17 protein-coding genes and 2 pseudogenes are annotated in these 25,938 nt (G+C 45.4%); 8 read left to right on the plus strand and 11 right to left on the minus strand.

Annotated elements, in window-relative coordinates:
* Positions 1–15: 15 nt before the first annotated feature.
* Together ACYX4M_RS04180 and ACYX4M_RS04185 are read right to left on the minus strand one after the other, a co-directional pair.
* Positions 16–1,311: a hypothetical protein gene (locus tag ACYX4M_RS04180; RefSeq protein WP_476082014.1), complete on the minus strand. Its 1,296-nt coding sequence runs from the start codon at positions 1,309–1,311 to the stop codon at positions 16–18.
* A 171-nt stretch (positions 1,312–1,482) separates the two neighbouring features.
* Positions 1,483–2,187 carry an HAD family hydrolase gene (locus ACYX4M_RS04185; protein ID WP_476082015.1) on the minus strand — a complete coding sequence of 235 codons (705 nt, stop codon included), beginning with the start codon at positions 2,185–2,187 and terminating at the stop codon, positions 1,483–1,485.
* 235 nt (positions 2,188–2,422) lie between these two features.
* Between ACYX4M_RS04185 and ACYX4M_RS04190 the strand changes: the two genes are divergently transcribed.
* On the plus strand, positions 2,423–3,097 hold the full coding sequence (locus tag ACYX4M_RS04190) for a hypothetical protein (RefSeq protein ID WP_476082016.1): 675 nt from the start codon (positions 2,423–2,425) through the stop codon (positions 3,095–3,097).
* Between the two features lie 110 nt (positions 3,098–3,207).
* Here ACYX4M_RS04190 and parE read toward each other — a convergent pair.
* The 5 genes and pseudogenes from parE to nudF form a co-directional block, all read right to left on the minus strand.
* A pseudogene (parE, locus tag ACYX4M_RS04195) lies at positions 3,208–5,104 on the minus strand (DNA topoisomerase IV subunit B).
* 119 nt (positions 5,105–5,223) lie between these two features.
* Positions 5,224–5,805: a YqiA/YcfP family alpha/beta fold hydrolase gene (locus ACYX4M_RS04200; protein ID WP_476082017.1), complete on the minus strand. Its 582-nt coding sequence runs from the start codon at positions 5,803–5,805 to the stop codon at positions 5,224–5,226.
* A 51-nt stretch (positions 5,806–5,856) separates the two neighbouring features.
* Positions 5,857–6,678 (minus strand): metallophosphoesterase, encoded by an 822-nt coding sequence (locus ACYX4M_RS04205; RefSeq protein WP_476082018.1) that lies wholly within the window; start codon positions 6,676–6,678, stop codon positions 5,857–5,859.
* Positions 6,675–7,115, minus strand: a complete 441-nt coding sequence (locus tag ACYX4M_RS04210; protein ID WP_476082019.1) for a DUF1249 domain-containing protein — start codon at positions 7,113–7,115, stop codon at positions 6,675–6,677. Before ACYX4M_RS04210 ends, ACYX4M_RS04205 begins: the two co-directional genes overlap by 4 nt.
* Positions 7,112–7,738, minus strand: coding sequence for an ADP-ribose diphosphatase (nudF, locus tag ACYX4M_RS04215; RefSeq protein ID WP_476082020.1), 627 nt, complete (start codon positions 7,736–7,738; stop codon positions 7,112–7,114). Before nudF ends, ACYX4M_RS04210 begins: the two co-directional genes overlap by 4 nt.
* A 296-nt stretch (positions 7,739–8,034) precedes the next feature.
* Between nudF and tolC the strand changes: the two genes are divergently transcribed.
* Positions 8,035–9,432 carry an outer membrane channel protein TolC gene (gene tolC, locus ACYX4M_RS04220; RefSeq protein WP_476082021.1) on the plus strand — a complete coding sequence of 466 codons (1,398 nt, stop codon included), beginning with the start codon at positions 8,035–8,037 and terminating at the stop codon, positions 9,430–9,432.
* A gap of 117 nt (positions 9,433–9,549) precedes the next feature.
* Here the strand turns inward: tolC and ACYX4M_RS04225 are convergent, their stop codons facing one another.
* Positions 9,550–9,702, minus strand: a complete 153-nt coding sequence (locus tag ACYX4M_RS04225) for a hypothetical protein (RefSeq protein ID WP_476082022.1) — start codon at positions 9,700–9,702, stop codon at positions 9,550–9,552.
* Between the two features lie 187 nt (positions 9,703–9,889).
* Here ACYX4M_RS04225 and ACYX4M_RS04230 point away from each other — a divergent pair.
* Positions 9,890–10,727, plus strand: a pseudogene (locus ACYX4M_RS04230) (ion transporter).
* Positions 10,728–10,907: 180 nt separating this feature from the next.
* Here the strand turns inward: ACYX4M_RS04230 and prsT are convergent.
* Complete coding sequence (gene prsT, locus ACYX4M_RS04235) at positions 10,908–13,682, minus strand: XrtA/PEP-CTERM system TPR-repeat protein PrsT (protein WP_476082023.1); 2,775 nt, start codon at positions 13,680–13,682, stop codon at positions 10,908–10,910.
* Positions 13,683–13,987: 305 nt separating this feature from the next.
* Between prsT and ACYX4M_RS04240 the strand changes: the two genes are divergently transcribed.
* From ACYX4M_RS04240 to ACYX4M_RS04250, 3 genes are all read left to right on the plus strand, one after another.
* A complete protein-coding gene (locus ACYX4M_RS04240; RefSeq protein WP_474853553.1) occupies positions 13,988–15,778 on the plus strand; it encodes a DEAD/DEAH box helicase in 1,791 nt (596 codons plus the stop codon).
* Between the two features lie 129 nt (positions 15,779–15,907).
* Positions 15,908–17,293, plus strand: a complete 1,386-nt coding sequence (cysG, locus tag ACYX4M_RS04245) for a siroheme synthase CysG (RefSeq protein WP_476082024.1) — start codon at positions 15,908–15,910, stop codon at positions 17,291–17,293.
* Between the two features lie 248 nt (positions 17,294–17,541).
* Positions 17,542–18,477 carry a hypothetical protein gene (locus ACYX4M_RS04250; protein WP_476082025.1) on the plus strand — a complete coding sequence of 312 codons (936 nt, stop codon included), beginning with the start codon at positions 17,542–17,544 and terminating at the stop codon, positions 18,475–18,477.
* A gap of 111 nt (positions 18,478–18,588) precedes the next feature.
* Here ACYX4M_RS04250 and ACYX4M_RS04255 read toward each other — a convergent pair whose 3' ends face one another.
* Positions 18,589–19,986 (minus strand): PhoH family protein, encoded by a 1,398-nt coding sequence (locus ACYX4M_RS04255; protein WP_476082026.1) that lies wholly within the window; start codon positions 19,984–19,986, stop codon positions 18,589–18,591.
* 523 nt (positions 19,987–20,509) lie between these two features.
* Between ACYX4M_RS04255 and ACYX4M_RS04260 the strand changes: the two genes are divergently transcribed.
* Entirely contained in the window at positions 20,510–21,907 is a 1,398-nt protein-coding gene (locus tag ACYX4M_RS04260; RefSeq protein WP_476082027.1) for a gluzincin family metallopeptidase, read from the plus strand.
* Position 21,908: 1 nt separating this feature from the next.
* On the opposite strand, the gene ACYX4M_RS04265 is transcribed toward ACYX4M_RS04260, so the two are convergent.
* Positions 21,909–22,700 (minus strand): DUF4019 domain-containing protein, encoded by a 792-nt coding sequence (locus tag ACYX4M_RS04265; protein WP_476082028.1) that lies wholly within the window; start codon positions 22,698–22,700, stop codon positions 21,909–21,911.
* 332 nt (positions 22,701–23,032) lie between these two features.
* Here ACYX4M_RS04265 and rapA point away from each other — a divergent pair, with 332 nt between their 5' ends.
* Entirely contained in the window at positions 23,033–25,894 is a 2,862-nt protein-coding gene (rapA, locus tag ACYX4M_RS04270) for an RNA polymerase-associated protein RapA (protein ID WP_476082029.1), read from the plus strand.
* Positions 25,895–25,938: the final 44 nt, after the last annotated feature.

Here is a 25,938-nt window from a genome sequence, read left to right on the forward strand (position 1 = left end):
TACATGCCTTAGCGCTTATTTTTGGTAAAGCGGCAGCACGCTGATTCTACGCTTAATTTCCTTTACTTCTTTTAAATAGGATTCACTGTCCACGCGCTGATATTGTTCAGTGAAGGCTTGCTTACTCAAGCCTTCAGGCAGACCTTCAATAGGCGGGATGATTTCCAATTCACTTTGAATGCGCGCCATCGCGTTTTGTACTTCCATTGCGGTGTTTGGATTTGTAGCAACCTTCGCAAACTCAGTACCCGACATATCTGCCGCTAAATCTACAAAGCTATAGCCCGAGCCACCGTTGCCTCGGTCCATTAACTCTTTAAACTCGCCAATTGCCAAAGACATACCTTGTTCGGCCATTAGCTCTAATGCAGCAGAAATAATGAAGTGACGAGCCAAATCGTTGCGCTTGTGCAGCACCGCACCTCTGCGAGGCTTTAACGCTTTTTCGGAATCTGGCTGTATGTCGCCCACCAGAGTCCCAACACGATGATGCCCAACGTAAACCGCTAAAGCGAGGAGTACTGCATTATTATGCAGTACTGCATCTTCAGGGGTTTGGCTTTGCTCTCTCGCTCGTGCCATCCCTTCGCGCAAGTATTCAATAAGGGATACCGGTTTAGTTGATAAGGCTATTTCTCTACCAGACAAATAACGTAAATAGTACGCAGATAATTGCTGAAGCTCGGTCTGTTCACTTATCGACATGTTCGACGCCACTACGTTTAACTCGCTTAGCAGTTCATCTAAACGCCCAACATCTAGGGTAAGTTCACCGCGCCCCATGGTCACGCGCTCAACACGAGACAGCGCAATAGTGGCTATTTCTGATTGGGTATAAGAGTTCACTGTGCGTTCTAAAAAGCCGAGTAAAAAACGGCCTGGAATGGTTAAGTCGCCTACTTGAACTTGCTCTATACGCAAGCTATCTCCAGGTAATACTAATGCCGAGGCATTAATGTAATAGCCCGTATTATCAATGGCGTAAGTAACATTTACAGTGCCCCCCAATGGGGTGATCTTTACTACGCCTTTAAACTCAGGTAAGGCCCGCTGTAACACGCCCACCAAGCTTTCGACTTGCGTTTCGGTAAGCGTTACCTGATGACCTTCTTCTCGGCGTGAAAATGCCTGCTTTAGCTGGCCGAGCAGCTCGTTAACACTGTCAGCACCATCGAGCTGCGTCGGCGCTGTCGATGCCACCAAGGGCGCTTTTTGTACAGCCATAACGGTAACTGTAGCCACGCTTACTACAAGCAGAACAAGGATGATGGCGATAGTTATCAAAAGCCATTTGAGGCTACGCAAAATCATAAGAAATCAGCTTTACCTGTAATTACAACTAATCAAAAAGAGTTAGCGCCCAATTGCTTTGCTGTGAAACTAAACACAATAGGCGCTAAGGTGCTGGTTATACTACGTTATCTATTTTCGTGCCACCAGTGACAAGTGGATTGACAAGTAGGTCGCATGTAACTTTATTAATCAACGTGTCTTGAGCTCACTATCGCCCCACTCTTTCAAGCTGTCGTAACGCACAGTAGCACGGGATAAATCGTGATGCTGCGATAAGTCTGTAGGTATTACAATACAAGCCAGCTTTGCTTCAAGTGCCGCTGCCATGCCGGTTTGCGTATCTTCAATGGCTACACACTCGCTAGGCGATTTACCTAGCTTATCCATAGCAAGGACATAACAATCTGGGGCGGGCTTACTATTTTCTACGTCTTCTACGGCGACCACACAGGAAATATAATTACTCAACTCATATTGAGATAACGTTTTTTCGACAGCCTTTTTACTTCCCCCTGTCACAATGCCAATAGTAAAACCATTATCTGCACATTGCGTAATAACCTCCCTAGCAAATGGCATTAAAGGAAAAGCTTGCTTATCGAGGTAGTCGCTCACGCTTTTATGTTTCTGCTGAGCCAGCAACTGCGGTTCTATATCAATATTAAAATGCTCAACTAAGTCCACTGCATTTTGCTTTACCGGTATCCCGGCCATTACTTCACAATAAAAATCCTTGCTTAGCTCAACATCATATTTCAATAAAATGTCTTTCCAAAGGTCAAAATGTACGGTTTCTGAGTCAATCAGAGTACCATCGTGGTCAAATAACAGCGTTGTGGTGTTATCGCTCACCGCTAATTGGCGTTTAGATGAAGAAACTGAATGCAATGCCAAAATAAACCTCCTTGCTATTAAAACTACATTTCGGTGTTGAGAATACATAGAATGCTATCAGCACCGAAAAACCGATATCATCCTGTCTCTGTCTATTGTCCGTTATTTCATTTCGAGAAGGTGAAACAACGTAGTCATTACCAATGACAAATGATGCAGAGACTAGGCCAGCTACTCCTGTGGTACACTGAGAGCCTCTCACCAGTTTGAAATTTTTTTACGTGGAGCTAACTGCGTGCTTTACCACATTTTAGGCTTTGCCAGTGCCGCACTTTTTTTACTGACATGGTTAGGCTTATGGTCACAAATTAAAGCTATGACGCACCATCAAGTGTCCGTTACAAGCGAGAAAAGTGATGCGAACCACAGCCTATCGCTAAACCAGTTTGGATCTAGCTATTTTGCGTTTTTCTCTATTTTCCTATTCGGCATTTCGGTAGAGCCTTTTAACCATTACTTGGTTTGGACGCGTTTTGGCGCGCTCATTCTTACGCTCATAATAATTTGGAAGATATGGCAACATAGGCGCACTACTATTTCAGGCTACGTTGCCGCTATTGCTGTGCTTGTGCTAGTTGGCGGTACCCTTTCCATTGCTTTTCGCCCCTTCCCAATGCTTGCACAACTTGGCGCAAACACGTTGATGCTGGTAGTCACCGTCATATTATTTCAAGGTTCGCTACATCAGTGGCTTGTGTTGCAGCGCAGACAAAAAGTAGGTTCGCTGTCCTTCGCGTTATTTCGAAACATCTTAATAAAAGACGTTAGCACCTTAATGTTCGGCTTAACAATGCCGTTAAGCCAAAGCTGGCCGCTACTCATCTTAAACGGCACCAGTGTCATAATGCGCGGCAGTATTTTACTGCAGATGCACAAACTAAAACGCCGAGAACTCCATGTTTCAGGATAGTATCTCGGCGTTTTCTATTCGCGTTTTTATGACGCTTTGGTTTTTAACCAGCTTTTAAAGCATCGTCGCTCATTCAGTGCGTTAACTCTTACAAGCGCTAGAGCCGTACGCTATAGCGCAACTTCTGCCATATTCCCTTTGCTTTCAAGCCAGGTTTTACGATCGCCAGAACGCTTCTTAGCAAGCAGCATATCCATTAGCTCCATCATCTCTTCAGCGTCTTCAATAGTCAGCTGAACAAGGCGACGGGTGTTCGGGTCCATGGTCGTTTCGCGAAGCTGTAGCGGGTTCATTTCACCTAAACCTTTGAAGCGCTGCACGTTCACTTTGCCCCGTTTCTTTTCCGCTTCAATTCGGTCAAGAATGCCCTGCTTTTCCCCCTCATCTAAGGCGTAATACACTTCTTTGCCTACATCTATTCTAAATAGCGGCGGCATAGCGACATACACATGGCCTTGCTCTACTAAGGTTCTGAAATGACGTACAAAGAGTGCACATAGCAAGGTTGCAATGTGTAGCCCATCTGAGTCAGCATCGGCAAGAATACAAATTTTACCGTAGCGCAGACCAGACAGGTCTGTTGAATCTGGGTCAATACCTAGCGCTACAGAAATATCGTGGATCTCTTGAGATGCCAGTACTTGAGAAGAGTCTACTTCCCAGCTATTTAAAATTTTACCGCGCAGGGGCATTATCGCCTGAAACTCTCTGTCACGCGCTTGTTTAGCCGAGCCACCTGCCGAGTCACCCTCTACTAAAAACAACTCAGAGTAAGAAATATCTTGAGACGAGCAGTCGGTTAACTTGCCCGGTAGTGCAGGGCCTTGTGTCACCTTTTTACGGGCGACTTTTTTCACCTGTCGAAGACGACGCTGTGCATTGTTAATACACATTTCAGCCAGCGCTTCAGCAATTTCAGTGTGCTGGTTTAGCCACAAACTAAATGCGTCTTTCACCACACCGGATACAAACGCACTGGCCTGACGCGAAGACAAACGCTCTTTGGTTTGGCCCGCGAACTGAGGGTCCTGCATCTTAGTTGAAAGAATGTAGGCACAGCGGTCCCAAATATCGTCTGGCGATAGCTTAACGCCACGGGGCATTAAGTTTCTAAATTCGCAAAACTCACGCATCGACTCCAGCAAGCCTTGGCGCAGTCCATTAACGTGGGTACCACCTTGTGCTGTAGGAATAAGGTTAACGTAGCTCTCTGTTACCAAATCACCACCCTCAGGCAACCACATCACTGCCCAATCCGCCGCTTCCGTATTGCCGCTAAACGTGCCTACAAACGGAGTATCTGACGGTAAAGTTTCAAATTCTTCCACCGCTTGGTAGAGGTAATCTTTCAGACCATCTTCGTAATACCACTCTTGGCTTTCTTTGGTAACTTTGTTGTCAAAACGAATGCGTAAGCCAGGGCTTAATACCGCTTTGGCACGCAGGTTATGGACAAGACGACTAACCGAGAACTTAGCAGAATCAAAATATTGCGGGTCGGGCCAAAAATGAACACGGGTACCTGTGTTGCGCTTGCCGCAGCTATCGATAACCTGTAAATCTTCTACCTTGTCGCCGTTTTCAAAGGCGATTTGGTATACGTTACTGTCTCGTCGAATTGTCACTTCTACGCGGGTTGAAAGCGCATTAACTACCGAAATTCCCACCCCGTGAAGACCACCAGAGAAGGCGTAGTTTTTATTTGAAAACTTACCGCCTGCGTGAAGCTTACATAATATAAGCTCTACGCCAGATATTCCCTCTTCAGGGTGTATATCTACCGGCATACCACGACCATCATCGATAACTTCTAACGATTGGTCTTCATGCAAAATAACTTTGATATTAGAGGCATGGCCGGCGAGCGCTTCATCCACACTGTTATCGATGACTTCCTGCCCTAAATGGTTTGGGCGGGTGGTGTCGGTATACATACCAGGACGACGTTTTACGGGGTCAAGGCCGTTTAAAACCTCGATAAGCTTCTGAATTATATTGATTTGACATAGTTATGGTTGTTATTTAAGCCAGCGATAAGGAAAGAAAGCACACACTACTGTGAGTAATTACAGCACTGCACGGCGTATATTTGATGTTAGCAGGGCTAGTAAAGACTGGCAATGCGCTTATTTTAGCAAAAACTCAGCGATTGCTGGTAAGTGGTTTTCGTAACCTACAAAGCTGTGATCACCGCCTTCTTCGATAAGTAAATGACTTTGCTGATACTTCTGTGCAGCCAAGCGATAGTCTAGAGTTTCATCTTCAGTCTGAAGCAGCACTTTGTAACAATCGGGCTGTTTAATTGAAGTAGCCTCTAAGGCTTTTATAACCCCCATATCGCTTTCTACTATCTCAAACTTTTCTCTGCTGTATGGGTTTTCGTGAGTGCCAATGAAGCTTTGGAGCAGTTCATAGGGGCGTACCGCTGGATTAATTAATACGGCTTTGCCACCAAACTTTTCTAGTAAAAATGTAGAGAGATAGCCGCCCATTGAGCTACCAATCAGTTTAAGCCCATTTTCAAGCAGTGCTGGCGTGCTATCAATAAGCTCTAGCAGCTGACTTTCTACTTTGCTGGGAAAGTTAGACAGTTCAGGAATATGTAAGGTGACGTTTGAGTGATGCTGCTCAAAATATTGTTTAGTGGCTTGGGCCTTTATGGACTTCGGCGAGCTCAAGAAGCCATGAAGATATAAAATGTGCTGCATACTGTTCTGTTCTCTACTCTATTTTTCTTTGTGTTTGGATTATTGAATAACCTAGATTTTGGTAACCCTAACGTCCACCGTGCCATCGTCCATCAAATTAATCACTTGGTATCCAGGTGCCTCTTCGCTTACACCGAATTCAGCTCGCAATTGCCATTGCCAGCAGGTAGACGGGCTTCCGTACGAAGGCGTGTTATTCGCTCCTATTTTTTGGCGCAATGGCGAATGAATATGACCGTGAATTAACGCCTTTATTTGCGGGTATTCACTAATAAGCAATTCAAGGTGCTGCGCATTAGCCAAAAAATGTTTATCCATCCAGCTTTTCGAAGGCAATACATGGTGATGAAGCGCAACAAGATGATTAACGTGCTGTGATGCATCTAGCGATTGCTTTAACGCAATCAAATCGCTGCGTTTTACTTCGCCCTTAGCTGTGTGCATATTGCCTGAAGCGCGGGTATCCATACCGTGTATTTCCCAGTTCGAAAAGCTTATTGGGTTGGCGCTCCGTAGGTGACGACTACCGAGGTAACTTTCGAAATGGGGATTATTGTCGTGATTTCCAGCAAGAACAAACCAGTCTATATTTTCTGGCTCGATGTATTGCTCCATTAAGGCGGTAAAATGCTGATAGCTTTCAGCGGAGTTATCACCACTGATGTCCCCAGTAACCAGCACTTTCACTTTTTGCTCTTGCCCGTAAGTTTCTTTATCAGCGCTTTGATTATTGGACTCAGAGATGTCTGAAAGGCTCTCGCGAACAGCGCTAAGCACACGCGTTAGTGAGTGGTATGGGGCTATGCCTGCGTGACCGATTTTGTCTTTGTCCTTAAATAAGTGGCAATCACTTATTTGTATTAGTGTTATCACGCTTCAGAGGTAACGTTAGTTGAGTGTTGCAGGCAAAAGTTTAGCCATTCAGCTAAAAAGATATTCACCATGTGCTTTTCGTTGCGCTGGCGCATCTTCAAATTAGGGTATTCGTAAGAAGGCTCAAGGGCCCCTGTATTTTGGCTGTTTATCACTTCAGCCATGCGCGCATCATGATATAGGCGAACCGTCATACTTGGCGTTAAATATGAGGGCATATCTTTAGTGGTTTGTTTTATGCTCAACGTGCTGGTATAGCGAGCAGAGTCCACTATCCTAATCTCATAGGCCAATCCCACGCCAACGGAAAATTCATAGCTCAAATCTTCCGTATCGCAGTCAGGTAGCATTCTAAGAACATAAGCATAGTTTAGTTCGCAAAGCGCCTGCATTGACGGAAGATGAGGGATGTATTTTCGTTGATTGCGTTGTGTCACGATGTCTGCCACTGCTCCAGAAGTTGTGTTTTATGCATAAAGAACCATTGTAGCGCAATTACTGCTGCGGCGTTGTCTATATGGCCATTTTCCAACCATTCAAGAGCGGTATTCTCTTTTACGCGATGCACTTTGATATCTTCAGACTCGCTTTCAAGCCCGTGAATTCCTTTTGCCAAGCTAGCATCAGTTTTTGCTATAAATATATGTAATCTTTCCGTGGTACCACCTGGACTCGATAAATAGCTTAAGGCCTTGGTCAAGTTTTGTAACTCTATTCCCGCCTCTTCCATAGACTCTCTATGGCACACATTTTCTGGAGTCTCACCTTTATCTATCATGCCTGCGATAATTTCTATTAACCAAGGGCTTGAAGATGTGGCTAATGCCCCAATTCTAACTTGCTCAATGAGCACAAACTCTTGGAGTTCAGGATCGTAGGGTAAGACCCCCACCGCATGACCGCGTTCAAATATTTCTCGCGTGACCGTGTCGCTCCATTCTCCATTAAAACACTTGTGCTTAAATTGATACTGATTCATGGTAAAGAAACCACGATACACTGGCTTAATGTCGGTAATTTCGACGTCATTTGAGGTAAATGAAAGGAATTCCTTGCTCATTTGCTGACACTTATGGTTCAAATAGATTTATCATACATAGTACATTTACACACCAACCATGTATACGCATGAAAAATGCGATACGGCGTGTGAGCGAATAACAGAAAACTCATATTACAAGTCGTCTATTACTATAATAATTGCGTGGGTAGATCACATATTCTGTTACAGTTAATCGAATACTGTTACGAGTTTGGACTTTCGGTTTGTGGTTGAATTTTCATACACTTGGTTTTAATAAGTCGTCTCAACGAATAAACGACGACGCAACTTGAACACAACAGGAAGACGTAAGCATGAAACGAACACTTCTGTCGCTAGTTATCGGTGTTTCGATGACAACTGGTGCGCTAGCCGATGACCTAATGCAGGTATATCAACAAGCACTGGCGAACGATCCATTGGTAAACCAAGCGAAAGCGCAACGTGATGCTGCGTTCGAAGGAATCAGTCTTAGCCGCGCAAGCCTACTACCCCAAATCTCTGGCTCTATGGGTTACACCCAATCTGAATCAGAACGCTTCCAGCAAGCGGCTGGTGACAACGGCCTTCAAGTATTCACAACAGATACTGAAGTAGACACGCTTAACTACGGTTTATCACTTTCAATGTCTTTATACGACCACGCAAACTGGTTGGGTCTAGACCGCGCAGAGAAAGTAGCTGAGCAAAGCGATGCACAACTTGCTGCTAGTATGCAAGACGTTATCGTGCGTACGGTTACAGCTTACTTTGACGTATTGCGCGCGCGTGACAACGTAGAATTTGTAGGTGCTGAAAAACGCGCCATTGAACGTCAGCTTGAGCAAACACGCCAGCGCTTCGAGGTAGGTCTAACGGCTATTACTGACGTGCACGAAGCACAAGCGAACTACGACAGCACAGTAGCTCAGGAAATCCAAGCGAAAAACCAGCTTGAGTTTGCCCTTGAAGCACTTCGTGTTATTACCGGCAAGTACCACGACCGTCTTTTCGGTCTAAATAAAGAGAATTTCTCTGCGACTATGCCGGTACCAGAAACTGTTGACAGCTGGTTAGAAACTGCACAAGACAAAAACCTTGCATTATTAGTTGACCGTTTGGCCATGGACGTGGCGAAAGAAGATATTGCTATTGCGCGCTCTGGTCACTTGCCAACATTATCACTTTCTGGAAGCTACGGTCGCTCGAAAGATGATGTTGATGCTGAAGTATTAAATGACGACGGCTCTACCACACCGTTTGGGTATGAAACGCCGTACTTGGATAACCAATCAATTGGCATTACGCTGAACGTTCCAATCTATCAAGGCGGTAGCGTAAGCGCGCAAACGTCGCAAGCGAAGTACAACTACGTAGCGGCCAGCCAAGCCGCAGAGCAGACTTATCGTCAAACGGTACAGTCAGTTCGTAGCTCGTTTAATAACGTAAAAGCGTCTATCTCTACTATTCGCGCTCTTGAGCAGTCAGTGGTGTCTGCAGATAGCGCACTTAAAGCCACAGAAGCGGGCTTTGATGTAGGTACACGTACTATTGTTGACGTTTTGGACAGCACCCGTAACTTGTTTGACGCTCGTCGTAACCTTGCGGGCGCACGCTACGACTTTATTCAGTCAGTAATTACGCTTAAGCAAGCGGCAGGTACATTGACAGGTGAAGATGTGGCTATGATCAACCGAGGTCTTAAGCCAGTTGAGAGCGATAGCAACAAATAGATTGTTTTATATCGCAAGGTAAGCGTTTGATAATGCTGTAAATAGGGTGGCTACTGGCTGCCCTTTTTTGTGCGTGTATAGCGTTTATACGCCATGTGTTGCGGTGTAAAAAGATGCTTATCTGGCGCAAGAAAACTTCTGTAAAGCACCTAACAGCTGCCGGTACTCTGCACATAATGCCTCGGCATTTTGCTTAGTCATTACAAAATCAGATAAACGCATTGAAACGGCGCGTAATTTCTCTTGCAACAGCTGTAACTCATCATCCATGATTATGCCCTTTAAATTTGTCTCTATTTTTAGTGATATTATTTTTGCTGGGTTTAAGGCTTTAAAGTCGCCTTTTTGCCCCTATATTTTGGCGCATAAAATGTGCTAACAACGACTTTAGTATAACGCCAAGTGAGTTTACGACAAGCTTCTTGGTTCATTGTTTTTTCTTGAGTGATAAATAAAAATGCAAGCCTCTGAATTACAGAATAAATTTGAGCGCATAAGAGCAAATAAATGGTTTGAAGCCTTTGTTATCAGCGTCATCGTGATATCAGCGTTATTAGTCGGTGCGAAGACCTATGAACTACCTACTGGCATGTCATCTATTACTTTGTTTTTAGATTGGTTTATCAGCGCTTTCTTTTTAACTGAAATCACAATTCGTTTCTTAGCGGAAAAGCAAAAGCGTTACTTTTTCAAAAGCTTCTGGAATTGGTTCGACACCCTTATTGTAGTTATCAGTCTAATCCCGGCAGACGACACTGAACTTGCGCTGATTGCACGTTTAGTGCGGGTCTTCCGCGTGCTTCGTATGATTTCCATTATCCCTGAGCTTCGAATATTACTTGTTTCATTAGTGAAAGCTCTGCCTCAGCTAGGCTATGTCATGCTGCTGATGTTTATCATCTTCTACATATACGCAGCGGTAGGCAGCACATTGTTCGAAAATATTAACCCTGTACTGTGGGGTGATATCACAATCTCTATGCTGACGCTCTTTAGGATCATGACCTTCGAAGATTGGACAGATGTGATGTACGAAACTCAAGAAGTGTACTCACTAAGTTGGATTTTCTATTTAACCTTTATTTTCTTTACCGCGTTTGCCTTCCTTAACATGGTCATTGGCATTGTGGTAAACGTGATGGAGAGAGAAAACGAAAAGGCGAGAGAAGAAAAAGAAGGCAGCCTTGCTTGAAGAGCAAATCGCGCAGGGCAATATCGAACCCACACTGCATGATGTGCTCAAAGAGTTACGGGAGCTTAAAGCACAGGTCGCATCACAAAATAGCAAAGAATAAGTGCCTGAGGCTGTCTAGGCATGGGGAGTAAATCAGAAGCTCCCCAAGCAGATAGGCAGGCAGACACGCGGGTAAACATAAAGAGAAGGCCACGATAAATGGCCTTCTTTCATTTCAGTTTTTGTTACTAAAGAAAACTAACAGCGTTAGATAAATAGCTAAAACCTTTATTAGAGCGCACTACACGCCGTATTGCTGCTTAAGCTTTTCTACTCTTTGCTTTGCAGCTTCAGAGGTGAACTCTCTACTCGCTAGGCGTCGCTTCGCTAACGCCTTTTTATCAAGTTCAAGCAGTAAGGCGACGTGGTTTAAATACACTTCATCGTTAGCAATAGGGCCTGTAGATATTTGCTCATACAGGGTTAGTGCTTCTTCTTTATCACCTTTAGCGATATAAATCTGCGCTAATGTATCAACAGCATCAGCATTCTCACGCTGCAGCGATACCGCTTTTTTCGCTAGCTCTTCGGCTCGTTTCAAGTCTTTATCTTCAAATGCTAAATACGCCAGGTTGTTAAGCACGACAAAATTATCAGGCGTTTTGGTAAGTATGAGTTCATAGGTATCAATGGCTGCGGCTCTATCATTACCAATTTGACGCTCAGCTAGCAACATTGCACTTTGTACGTCGTTATTGTGCGCATTTACGTGCTTTTGTAGAAAGCTAAACGCTTGCTCTTTTTTACCTGACATCTCAAGGGCTGCAACGAGCAGCAAAGCATTGTCTGAGTTTGAAGTAGCATCATAAGCCGCTTTAGCGTGGTCAACGGCCTGATCTGGCGCTTTCTCTATAAGGTGTAAGCGGGCAATAACGCCTCTTACGAACGGCAATGCCTTGACCTCGTCAGAGACGCTGTTGATAATTTCCCATGCCGGTTTAGATTGACCAAGACGGCTATGAAAATAGGCTTTCAAAAGCGTTAGCTGGGCATCTGGGCGCTTAGACAACACCTTATTTGTTAGCGCTAATCCTTGTTTGAATTGCTTTTGAGAGTCGACGATAAGCAGCTTTCCTAATACCGCATTTTTATCTTGTGGGTAAAATGATAGCCAGCGGTCAAAGAAAGCCGTTGCATCTTCTACGTTGTTCGTAGCAATTAGAGCCTGACCTTTTAAGTTCCAAAAAGTCTGAGGAGATGACTCGTCACCTTCAACATCGGCTAAAAGCGATACAGTTTTGTCTAACTGGCTAGTTAGTGAATACATTCTCGCGAGTAAAAGGCGTAGGTTTATATTGCCCTTATTGGCATTAAACTGTGCTTGAGTATGCTTAACCACGTCGTCTGCATCACCACTTTCCATTGCCAACGCAAACCACAGTGCGAGCGCTTGGACATCGGCAGGGTTCTTATCGATAAAAGCACGGATAAACGCGATTGCATTTTCCTGATTACCCTGGGCAACCAGCAATTTAGCTCTGGAGTACGTAACCTCATTACCAGCGTCGTTAAGCTCGCTCGCTTTATCTAAGTACTGCGCTGCTTCTTGATACGCGCCTTCTGCCGTTGCAATATTTCCTAAATAGATTAAGGGAGCCGCAGTCTGTGGCGAAGTTTCATGCCACTCTTTTGCTGCACTTTTCGCCTTTTCAAGCTGATTAGTCGCTATGTAAGCGCGCAGTAAGGTTGCTTGTGAGGTGACAGACTCAGGCGCTTGCTCCACCGCTTGTTCAAGGTTTACTAATCCATCAATGTCGTTTAGTGAAAGCTGCAAAACGCCTAAACGTGATAAGTCTTCCGCTGTAGTACTCACCCCTTCAGACTTTTCTACCATCTGCTGCGCACCAACTACGTTGCCTTCTCTAAGCAACTGATAGCTGGCTTTGGAAAACAAGGCCGCATCAACACCTTGTTCACCTTCAACCCTAGCCAGAACTTCAAGGGCTTCATCGTTTTCACCCAGCTGGAGCATGCTGTCTGCCAGCATTCGAAGGCCTGGGTGGTTATCAGGCAAGCTAGACGCCACCATGGTTAAGTGGCGCTGGGCCGCTTCGAAATCTTGAATTTGATACGCACTAAAACCCGCAACCAAACGCACAACCTGATCGCTCCTACCGTTTTGAACGGCTATTTCCAAGTGTTCAAGGGCTTTCGCGTAATTTTCATTGGCCGACTCGATAATGCCTTTAAAAGTATTTAGCAGCGGATGGTTTTCATTAAGCACCAACAAATCATCGACAATTGGCTGAGCTTTATCCAGATCCCTTATTTCAATAAGGAGTGCGGCGTACGCAAATTTACTGGTAACGTCATCTGGAAACTGGCTAACATAAACCCCGTATACCTCTGCGGCTTTTTCAGGTTCGCCATTTTGCAGGTAAATTTTGGCAAGCTGTTGCAATACGTCTTTGTTGGTTGGCGCTTGCTCACGCAACGCTTCTGTTGCGGCTAATGCACCTTCCATGTCGTTTTCTAGCACGAAGGCATAACTATCAATAAGGCCCTTGTATACCGAACTCGTATCAAGGGTAGAAAGCTCCGCTAGAAGCGCTTGCGCCTCTTCGTTTTTACCAAGCTGCATAAGGGCTTGAAGCTTATAAAAGCCCACTTCTGCTGATTCAACTGCTGTCATTCCTTCTGCGCGATAATCTACTTCAGCGAGGGCGTTTTCTGCTCCTGACTGTTGATAAGCCACGGATAACAATGGAATTACTTGGCTAACGGGATGTCCTAAGTCCATCGCTTTGTTCAACTCTTTCTCTGCCGCCGCATAATTGTTTTGTTGTAGGTACAGTTTGCCTAGTTCAAAGCGAGGTTCGGCCGCCTTAGGGGCTTTTTGAATAGCGTTTTTGTATTCAACGATGGCGGCATCAAGCTGCTGTTGAGAGGCATAGTTTCTCGCATCAGCCAAATGGCTTTCCATCGACTTCTCGCTACACCCTGACAAAAGTGCACTGGTCAACATCATTGCTAACGTGGTGCGTTTAATTAATTTGTTTGTTTTATACTTTGTCATTGTAATTCCTTGCCCTTCCTCAGATTTTTGTCGTCACATTCCTGCTCTTTGTCAAAAGCACTGACCAAACTGCTTATTATTTCATCGAATTTGTGCAATTTCGTGGCAACCTGTCCATTATTCGAATATAATACTGTTTTTTGCAACACTGCTGGCAAGCATATCGCGAAATACGCTAAGAATACGCTTCATTAACTCGCCGGACAGGCCAGTTCAACGCTGTATAGCGTCTTGCGATAATAAACCGAAAAAGTACGGTTTAGTCGTATGCCGCACCCTCCTTACTTAATGCACCAGGACCCTTAATGACAACAACTGTCGACATGACATTTAAAGACCTCAATTTACCAGAACCAATCTTACAAGCCCTTGAAAAAGTTGGCTACGAGAAACCGTCTCCTATTCAGGCTGAGAGTATTCCTCTTATTCTAGAAGGACACGATTTACTCGGTCAGGCACAGACAGGGACAGGAAAAACCGCTGCGTTTGCCCTGCCTATGTTGGCAAATATCGATCCTGAGCAACGTAAGCCGCAATTACTGGTATTGGCCCCAACCCGTGAACTAGCTATTCAGGTTGCAGAGGCGTTTCAGGTTTATGCGAGCTTTAGTCAAAAAATTAAAGTACTTCCAGTATACGGCGGTCAGTCGTACGACAACCAAATTCGCCAGCTTAAGCGCGGCGTTCAAGTGGTTGTAGGTACACCAGGCCGTATCATCGACCATATAAAGCGCAAGACACTAGACTTAAGCGAACTTAAGTTCTTGGTGCTAGACGAAGCTGATGAAATGCTTCGTATGGGCTTTATTGATGACGTTGAACTTATTCTTAGCCACGCACCAGAAGAGCGCCAAACTGCGCTGTTCTCGGCAACTATGCCTGGTCCAATTAAGAAAATTACTCAGCGTTATTTAAAAGACCCTAAGCACGTTAAAATTGCCTCAAAGGTAAGCACAGCAAGTACGATTCGTCAGCGTTACTGCCAAATTGCACCGCACCACAAACTTGAAGCGCTAACCCGCATCATGGAAGTGGAAGTGTTCGACGGCATGATCATTTTCGTACGTACGAAAACCGCTACTGTTGAATTAGCAGATAAACTGTCTGCGCGTGGTTACGATGTAGAGCCGCTAAACGGTGATATTCCTCAGGCCGCCCGTGAGCGTACTGTTGAAAAGCTTAAACAGGGTAAGATCGACATCCTTGTAGCTACTGACGTAGTAGCCCGTGGTCTTGACGTTGAGCGTGTAAGCCACGTTATCAACTACGATATCCCGTATGACAGTGAGTCTTACGTACACCGTATTGGTCGTACCGGTCGTGCTGGTCGTCAAGGTGATGCAATCTTATTTATCTCTCACCGTGAAAAGCGCTTGTTGTTCTCGATTGAGAAAACCACTAAGCAGCCTATTGAAGCGATGCCTATTCCTTCAATTAGCGAAATCAATGAGACCCGTTTAAGCCGCTTTAAGCAGTCAGTTGCCGAAGCAACTCAAGACGATAGCATCGAATCATTAATGCCTATCGTTGAGATGATTAAAGAAGAAAACGAAGCATCGCCTGAAACTATCATGGCTGCGTTACTTAAGATTGCGCAAGGTGATGAGCCGTTAATTCTTAAAGAATCAGATCGACCAGACATCAACAGCAAGCCTCCGCGCGATAATCGTGATAGAAACTCTCGCGATGGTCGCGAAAGAAAGCCAAGAGTGCCACGTGGCAACCGCAAGCCAGAAGAAGGCATGCAGCGCTTCCGTATTGAAGTAGGTCATGTTCACGGCGCTAAGCCTGGCAATATCGTAGGCGCTATTGCGAACGAAGCAAACATAAACTCGAAGCACATTGGTGCTATCGAAATTTATGACAACTTCAGCACGGTAGACCTTCCTGACGGCATGCCTAAGGAAACCCGCGATACGCTTCAAGGCACACGTGTTGCAGGTCAGCGTTTAAATATTCGCGAATGGTCTGATACGCCACCAGCTAAGCGAGAAGGTCGTGGCGATCGTGGTAATCGCGGTGACAGAGCACCTCGCGGCAACCGTGAAGACCGAGGCAATCGCGGAGACCGCGAAAACCGTAAGCGTAAGAACTAAATAGCAATACATTCAGCCTTTATATAACTAATTGCAATATGAAGGCTGTTTTCGTTGTTTTCTAATTAAAAAGAATTGGCGCAAAATAGTGTCAGTTCTTTTTTTGTATATAAAGCTAAGAAAACCTTTATGGATTACTTTCCGCTATTCCTAGACGCTAGAAAACTCAATGTCCTTATTGTTGGGGCCGGTGAAGTGGCAGCCCGTAAGCTAGAGCTTATTATGAAGACGCCTGCAACCATTACAGTGGTGGCGCCTTGGGTTTGTGACACGGTTAAACAACTAGCGTTAAATGAGAAAGTTACACTGATTGAACGTGAGTTCGAAAATAGCGACCTTACCCATAAGGACATGGTGTTTATTGCCACCGACAAGGGCGATGTTAACCAGTATATTCACGACTTAGCTCGCGCCAACAAAGTGCTCGTTAATGTGGTAGATAACACGCCACTATGCCAGTTTATTACCCCTTCTATTGTTGACCGCTCCCCTATTATCATTGCTATGAGCAGTGGCGGTGTTGCGCCAGTTCTGCTGCGTTATTTACGCCAGAAATTAGAGACTGTTCTGCCGGCCAATTTAAGTCGATTGGGGGCGTTTTCTGAAAAATTCCGCGATAAAGTAAAACAGACGCTTAACGGTGTAACCGCAAGACGTTACTTTTGGGAGGACGTTCTTGACGGCGACATTGCGGAAATGGTTGAAAAGGGCCAAGACCAAAAAGCTGATGAAGCGTTTGACTTAGCATTGCAAGCTGCCGCTGAAGACAAAAAAGTCGACGGGCAAGTTTATTTGGTAGGGGCAGGTCCTGGCGATCCAGACTTACTTACCTTTCGCGCCCTTCGCTTAATGCAAAAAGCCGATGTGGTTGTTTACGACCGTCTAGTTTCGCCACAAATTCTTGAGCTTGTGCGTCGCGATGCTGAGAAAATCTATGTAGGTAAGGCCAAAAGCAATCACACGCTTCCTCAGCACGATATTAATCAGCTAATGGTTGATGAAGCGAAAAAAGGTAATCGCGTTGTGCGCTTGAAAGGTGGCGACCCCTTCATATTCGGTCGTGGCGGAGAGGAAATTCAAACCCTTATTCAGCACGGTATTGAGTTTCAAGTGGTTCCAGGTATTACCGCAGCAAGCGGCGCATCAAGCTATGCAGGTATTCCGCTTACTCATAGAGACCATGCACAGTCTGTGGTATTCGCCACTGGCCACTTAAGAAATGGCACCATTGACCTTAATTGGCCTGCCCTTGCACAAAAAAATCAAACCGCTGTGTTCTACATGGGTCTAACGGGTTTACCCATCATTTGTGAAAAAATGATTGAGCATGGGCTTGATGCCTCAACGCCAATAGCACTGGTTCAGTCAGCCACTACAGAAAAGCAGCAGATATTAATGGGCACGCTTGAAGACATTGTTGCTAAGCAGGAAGAAGCGCAGCTCCAGCCTCCTACGCTTATTATTGTGGGTAGCGTTGTGAGTCTTCACAGTGAATTAAACTGGTTTCAAGAATAGGCGACGCATGTCGCCTTTTTAATTGATGAACTCTTAAACTTACCGCGCCTATTTATCCCTTCGGGCCGAATGCATCATATACTTGTTTTTTACACACAGGTGCGCATACTCAGTGATATGATGAATATGACGGATAAGGTGTGATAGACAGTGTGAAGAGTCTTGCACAGGCAGCAATAAGAAATGCGTTGAAAAGATATGTCTTCGTGTCTCGATTTCACGGGTTCAGCACATTAAAAAGAGCTAGCATGCACATGCTGTTTTTCAGCTTTTTTCTATCATTTGCTGCACACGGCGAACAGCTCAAACACAGTAAAGTTAACACTGCTACTGGGGTTAATTTTAGCTACGAATGGCTAGATAACGATAACGCGCGACAATTTATTTCTTTTGAGTTATCCAACAGTGCATTGAAACAAGCACCCTCTCAGCAAGCTACCTACAAACCGAAAATAGCACAGCGATACATCATTGTTGCATTAACCAAAGAAGCCAAAAAAATAGATCCTAAAGTTGCGCGTGTGAAGATAACGCCCAAAAGAGAGTCTATTGATATCCAGGTTACAGGCTCAGACGAAGCGCAAGTTGAAGAAATACTCAGCAATTTAAAAGCTATTCAGCAACAAGAGTACGATAGGTACTTACAAGAACATTACTTTACTCGCTTCACTACCTTGTTTAATCAAAAAGCGATAAAACCGGATCACGTGCGATATGTTGCCGAGTCGGTAAAACCGTTGATAGCAGCATCCCAGGCGTTTTACGAAAAAGTTGCATCAAAATCAGACTCTAGAGCTTATTTTTCATTAATTCTTAGTTGGCTTCAAAGTATCCCCTACGACACTTTAGAAGACAGAGTAGTAAGTAATGGCTCTGGCTATGCGCCGCCTGTAAGCGTACTTATGCAGAACCTTGGTGATTGCGACAGTAAGGCAGTACTGGCGTCTTCAATGGTGCGCGCGTTTTTACCTTCTACAAAAATGATCATGGTATTTTTACCAAATCATGCCTTGCTCGGTATTGCATTGACGCCTAAGGCAGATGACAGAACTATAGAGCACGAGGGAGACACCTACGTGCTCTATGATCCAACTGGCCCGGCACTTATTCCATTTGGACAAGTATCTGAAGATACCGAACGCCACATTGTCACTGGGCGCTATCAAGTGGAAACCGTCGAGTAATAGGATTTATCCCCCTTAGGGTATTGGAAGTATGTCTTCACTGAATGTAAAAATAAAAAGCGCCTTTTCGATTAAGGCGCTTCAAATAAAATACTTGGAAAGAGTTACTCGCTAAAGATTTTCTTCAGCAAAACTCGCAAGACGACTTCTTACAACGCCATCTAGATTAATGGTGGCACTGCCCGAGAAGTCTTTAAATTTCTCAACTAGATAGGTCAAGCCCGAAGTCACAGCACTTAAGTAGTTACTGTCTATTTGCGCCAAGTTACCACCTACAATGAGCTTAGTTCCTTCACCACAACGGGTGATGATAGTTTTAAGCTGCGACGCGGTTAGGTTTTGCGATTCATCCAAGATTACGATCGCGTTTTGAATGCTTCGCCCCCGCATAAAGTTTACCGACTTATACTGGATATTGGCCTTTTCCATGATGTAGTTCATTGAGCCTTTGGTGTTTTCATCATGCTTGTGAAGCACTTCAAGCGAGTCAGTAATCGCCGCCAACCAAGGCAGCATTTTTTCTTCTTCAGTACCCGGTAAGAAGCCAATAGACTCAGCGATTTCTGGCGTGCTTCGCGTAACAATGATTTTGTCATACATGTTGCGCTCAACCACCATTTCAAGGGCAGCCGCTAGCGCAAGTAACGTTTTACCGCTGCCGGCAGGGCCTGTGAGAATAACCATATCAATGTGTGGGTCTAGCAGCGCATGAAGCGCCATGGCCTGCCCTATATTTTTGGGTGTAATGCCCCAAGCGTGACGCCCCATCAAGCGTTCGTAACCTAAATCCAACACCTCTAAATGTTCGTCGGTGATCTCTTCTACTAAACCTGCAAACTGTTTAGTTTCGTCGAGCAAAAACTCGTTTACATACGCTTCTGGCAACATAGACTTGGGGATAGTGTGAATAGTGTCGCGCCCTTCGCTGCGGCTATCCACGCTTTTTACGTTGTCCCAAAAATTACCTTCAAAGGTATGAAACCCGCGAGATAGATATTTGATGTCAGTAATTAGCTGGTCGGTGCGGTAGTCTTCAACATGAGCGAGGCCTGCCCCTTTCGCTTTAAGGCGCATGTTTAAGTCTTTGGTAACCAACACCACTTTTTGCGGCGCGAACGTCTTTTGCAAATGCAGCGCTACGTTAATGATGCGGTTGTCATTCTCATTGCTGGTAAAGACTTGCTGGGCCTCGACCATATTAAGGTCGGCAAATATAGATAGACTACCTGTAGGTGCCGTTTGACCCGCGCCCAGCCCTTCCATCGATACACCCGCTAGCATATCTTCTGGCGTTGCGTCGTGGAGTAAATCCTCCATAGCCCGAATGGATACCCGCGCATCACGCGCCACGTCTTTTTTGCTGTCTTTGATGTAGTCGAGCTCTTCCAATACGGTCATTGGAATAACAACGTCATGTTCTTTAAAGGAGAGAAAAGCGTGAGGTTCGTGCAGCAGAATATTGGTATCGAGGACGTAAATCTTAGTATCGGTAGAATTTTTTTTTGGCATCCTTCACTCCGGTAAATAAAGCCAGGTTAGACGTATTGTTCATTTATGAACGCACGCGCTAACAAGCTACAGTTACGTTTGTAGGAGAATGCCGCTCGAAACAGGACTTCTTCCCCTACTCGCGTCGACTGAGAAGCAGTACTACTCTTTCTGCCTCAAAGGTTCGTTTGTTAAATTAGCGAACCCTTAACTCCACCATAATCCAGTTTTTCAGATTTAGCACTGTTTTTTCTTTTTTTATTTTTCGTTAGAGCAAGTGAGAAGCGACGAACAGTCCCTTCACGTTATATGAGATAGCACAGCGCTCCAATTTTGATAAAAAGAAGAAACTGGCATACTTGGTTCGTAACAAATGCTCACACTTTAACGACAGTTAGCGTAGTTTTAACTGCGTTTTTAATACCCAAATACGCTAAGGTGTACTTGTTGAAGCGGTGAATAAAACACGGGGGCTAACCCAATGCCACACCCCCCCAATAAAGTGGATGCGTTTAAATTAATAACACTCAGGGAAAGATCAGCTATGAATTGGCTTAACATCACAAAAATAAGAACAACCATAAGCATGACGTTAGCGCTACTAGCGTGCTTTAACGTTGAAATTGCATGGGCGAATAGCCAAGCGCACAATAATTTTTCCCCTTCTACCATTCTAGTCAACGTTGATAAAAGCACGGCTGGCACGACTGAAAAATGGGTAGTCACTTACACATTAACTACGCCAGCCAAAACGCTGGCTTTTGTTAGAAACCCAGATACATCAAGAACAACACGTTGGTTCGCGCAAGACAACGACATAGAAATCGTCTTTGATAACGTCAAACAACAAGAACTTGTGCGCTCGAAGTCAGGCAAGCCCCTCTCTACCGTGTCATTTTTACTGACGCCCACCTATAAACATTTGGGTAAAGATTACGCACCATTTTCTCCTTTTTCTGATGGTGGAAATGCCTTTCACTCTGGGCGACTGTTTGCTTGTGCTAATGCCTGTACTGAAGAAGATAATAAATGGCACCTGATACTCAATGTTCCCAGTGATGAGCACATAGTGTTGAATGGCAAAGTAGTGAAAAGCAGCGTGTCGTGGACAGATAACAATGACGGAAGAGTTGTGTATGTGGGTAGGCAACAGCCAATTATTACCGATGATGTGGTTGCCCTAATTGATCCCGGGCTTCCTGAAAACATTAAAGCTTCGCTAGAAGAAGATATACCCAACATGATGGCGTTTTTCTCCCATTCTCTTAATCCGCTTAAGGGCGAAAAGCCCATGTTACTTGCCTCTTATGCAAACGTAAACGATCACTCTACACAAGGCGGCACACTACCTAACCAGATATTTATGCATTGGAACAGACAAGACTTAAATGAGCAGGCCGATAACAGCAGCTTTGTTAACCAAACACTTTGGTTCTTTGCTCACGAAGTCGCCCATTTATATCAGCCCGGCAGTACCGAAGGTGTATCAGAAAACGAGGAGCAGTCTTGGCTGCACGAGGGCAACGCCGACTACTTTGCGGCAATCGCCATGAACTTCCTCTACGAAGACGACAATAGCTACGTTGAAAGCCGAATGACCCGCGCTTTCGAGCGCTGTACTGAAGGGCTGGCGCAGACTACGCTGGCTCATGCTTATAAAAACGGACAGTTCAATCTCTATTATTCTTGCGGAATGATAATGCACCGCGCCATTGATAGCGTGGTGCAGCAAAAGACGTTTGGTGAGGAGTCGCTGTTCACCGTATGGAAACGACTGCAAAAAGCGGTGAATAATGGTATGCCGCCTGGCACAGCGACATTCTTAACTTTGTTAGAACCCTACAATGCACCTGAACTTATCAAAGCCATCAACAATGCAACGAGCGATGATGCTATAAAAGCCATTCAAGGGATTGAAACTTTATACCAGTTACCTGAGTAGGCTACTTAATGAAGTAGCCTATTGCTTTATATTCACCATCAACCTCCACCATAGAAAGGGTCTCTACTTTCATTGTGGTCTGGGAATCAAAGTCAGTGGTGAACGACAAAATTAGGTAGTTTCCTTTAGGCAATCCCGGCAGTGAAGTTGGCGCTTGTGCTAACGCGATTTCCCTCGACTTGGCTGCCCCCAATGGCTCCCTGACTAGCTGCATCGCCTCGGTCCATTTAGCTATTGAAATACCGCTTCTAAAAATAGCCCCACTCTCTTTCCAGCTTTGTTCATATTCACCGCTGTCGATAAGTTTCAGCCAATTTGTAGCCTCTTCAAGGACTTTGCTACTGACATTAACTGGCTTGCCTTCTTCAATTACTTGGTTGCTACCATTGTTCGCATTGACCGTTTGCGCATAATAAATAGCAACAAACAAACTGATGGCGAGCGCTAGCGTGATCCAAAGAACATGTTGGGGGTTCAACGACGTTGGCCGGTCAAGCTGCTGTTTAATTGCATGATGAGCTGCGGCATTCTCGCCCGCAGTAGAAGTTTGCGAGGTTGGCTGCCCTTGAGCATGACTTGTAGTGGCGTGGGTTTCACCCATTAAAAGCGCATCGGGCGTCGTTTCGAAAACTGAAGCAAGTGCGCCTATTGAATCGTGTGATGCAGATTGTGTTTTCTCAATTCGCTGAATAGTACGCAAACTCAATCCAGACACATCTGCCAGATGCTGCTGACTCCATGCCCTAGCATTGCGAAGTTGTATAAGCTTTTGACTGTCTACTTTCATATCCATCTCGCGCTTCCTCCTGTTAGCTGCGATTCACATACGTTAAGAACGTAACGCGGTTAACAGTAAGAAATATCCATGGTCAGTGATACGACAGTTTTACGCCAACCCTGTGACAAAGCAAGCCTGATAGCCACGCTAACGTTATTATTCTTTTGCTACCAGCACTCACGTTGTGAAGTAATGAGGCCGACTAGTGCTAATCGTTTTGTTGACACAGAGGCATCTGTACCCAATCGCGCCCCCTCCTGCAACCGCAAATCAAATGAGCTAGTATTAATGACTTATCACAACGCAATGCGTACAATACCGCCCCCCGAAAAATAGGTTGGTGATTTATGAGTTCAGATAGTCAATTTTCAGTTGGTCAGCGTTGGTTAAGCAACACAGAAATAGAGCTGGGGTTAGGTGTCGTTATTAGTAGCGACTTCCGTTCAGTCGAAGTGTTGTATCCAGCAACAGGCGAAGCGCGAAAGTATACTAAGCAAGATGCGCCGCTTACGCGACTAATTTTTGAAATTGGCGAAACGGTCAAAAGCCAAGACGGCTGGGAAATGACCATTACTGAAAAAGAAGAAAGCCAAGATCTTTTCATCTATCACGGGCTTCGCGAAGACACCAAAGCGCAAGCGCGATTACCTGAAACCATGCTAGACAGCCACATTCGCTTGAACCAACCTGAAAAGCGCCTGTTCAGTCAGCAATTAGACAACCCTAAATGGTTCGATTTGCGCGAGCGTGCTTTAGATCATCAATACGATTACTTACGTTCAAACACCATTGGTCTTGCAGGTGCGCGCATATCGCTTATTCCGCACCAACTCCACATTGCGTCAGAGGTAGGCGGCAGACACGCACCGCGCGTATTACTTGCCGATGAAGTAGGACTTGGTAAAACCATTGAAGCCGCGTTGATTATTCACCAGCAGCTTAAAACAGGCCGTGCAGAGCGCGTGCTTATTTTGGTTCCAGACTCGCTCATGCACCAATGGTTAGTTGAAATGCTTCGCCGCGTTAACCTTCCGTTTGCCATTTACGATGAAAGTCGCTGCGAAGCCATAGAAAAGAGCGAAGGCTTAGAAGATGACGAACCATCTGACGCGAGCGCTGTGAATCCATTTGAAAACGACCAGCTGGTACTTTGCAGTATCGACTTCCTAAGCAAGAGCGAAAAACGCCAGCAGCAAATTCAAGCTGCAGGATGGGATTTAATGGTTGTCGATGAAGCCCATCACCTTGCGTGGTCAAGTGAGGCTCCCTCTGCCGAATACCTGTGTGTGGAAGCGTTGGCAAACCAAACACCTGGCGTATTACTGCTTACCGCAACGCCTGATCAACTTGGTCACGAAAGCCACTTTGCCCGCTTGCGCTTGCTCGACCCGGCTCGCTTCCATAGCTACGATGCATTCTTAGATGAAGAATCGAAATACAGCCAACTGGCCGATGCGGTAGCGCCATTACTTTCAGACGCCGAGCCTAACGACAAACAACGCAGCAAACTCGCAGAATTCGCGCCTGACGTAATGGAACATTCGGGTGATTTAAGTGCGCCGGAAAATCGCCATGCGTTGCTGCACCAACTTATCGATTGTCACGGCACAGGTCGTATGCTGTTTAGAAACCGCCGCGCCAATATCGAAGGCTTTCCGGAGCGGAAACTAAGCGCTTATGAATTAGCTTTACCTGAGGTTTATGCAGAGGCTGTAAGCGGCGGCGACTTAACCTATTCACTCTACCCTGAGCGTATGGCAAGTGTTGTTAACAGCTGGACTAAGCACGACCCTCGCGTTGAATGGCTGCTTGATTTCATGCAAAGCGTTAAGCCAGAAAAGATTCTGCTTATTTGCGCAAGCGCCCGTACAGCGCAAGAGTTAGGTGAGGTTATTCGCACGCAAACCGGTATTCGCCACAGTGTATTCCACGAAGGCATGAGCATTGTGGAGCGCGACAAGGCGGCCCATTATTTTGCTGATGACGAAGACGGCGCACAAATTCTACTGTGTAGTGAAATTGGTAGCGAAGGTCGTAACTTCCAGTTCGCTCACCATTTGGTGCTGTTCGATTTGCCTATTACGCCAGACCTGCTTGAACAACGTATTGGTCGCCTTGACCGTATTGGCCAAACCCAAACCGTACAAATTCACGTGCCGTATTTAGCGAAAACCGCGCAGCACGTATTACTAGATTGGTATCACGAAGGGCTGAATGCTTTTGAGAAGACCTGTCCAACCGGCTCTGGTGTATTCGACGACGTTAAGCCTCTGCTTATTGGTGCGTGCTTACACCCTGACGATATGAGCGCCCGTGACGAGCTAGTGAACATGAGTGTTACGCTAAACAGTCAGCTAGTAGCGCAGCTTGAAGCCGGTCGCGATCGTCTTCTAGAGCTTAATGCTTCGGGAGAGGGCCGCGTAGAACAACTGCTTGAAGACATTATTACCCTTGATAGCGAACAAGATTTGTCGCGCTTTATGGGTCGCGTATTTGATGCTATTGGTGTTCAGCAGGATGAAAAAGGCAATGACTGCTTTATTCTTATGCCAACCGAGTCGATGGTGAGCCAGCTTCCAGGTCTTGACCCAGAAGGCATGACAGTCACTTACAAGCGCCGTGTTGCCACCACACTAGAAAACGTGCAGTTTTTAAGTTGGGATCATCCACTTGTGCATACCGCCATGGACGTAGTACTCACCGACGTACACGGAAAGAGCAGCATGGGCTTCATTGCCGAGCCGTCTTTGCCAAAAGGCGCTTACTGGGTTGAGGCGCTGTTTGTGCTTCAAGCACAAGCGCCTAAAGCGCTTCAGTTGGGCCGCTTCTTACCTCAAACGCCCGTGCGAGTGTGTTTAGATGCGCAAGGAAACCCGTCTGAATTAAGCTTCGACGTCAAGCGTAAAATTGGACGTAAGATCTCGGCTCAGCTTCTAAAAGCCTTGCAGCAGCCGCTTGAGCTTGCCATTGAAAAGGCGCGTAAGCTTGCCCATCAGCAAGCTAACCAAAAGCAACACGACGCACTTAACAGCATGCACAGCACGCTTAACGAAGAAATACAGCGCTTACGCGATCTTCAAAAGCGAAACCCAGCAGTACGTGACAGCGAAATTGAGTTTATTGAAACGCAAATGAACGCCCTTGATAAAGTTATTCAGGATGCAGATGTTCAGCTGGACGCCATTCGTATTGTGGTAAATAACCCGTAACCTTAAAAGGTTAAACATTTAAAAGCGACTGTGAAGTAACGAGT

The sequence above is a fragment of the Alteromonas sp. ABV4_150 genome (assembly GCF_056311745.1).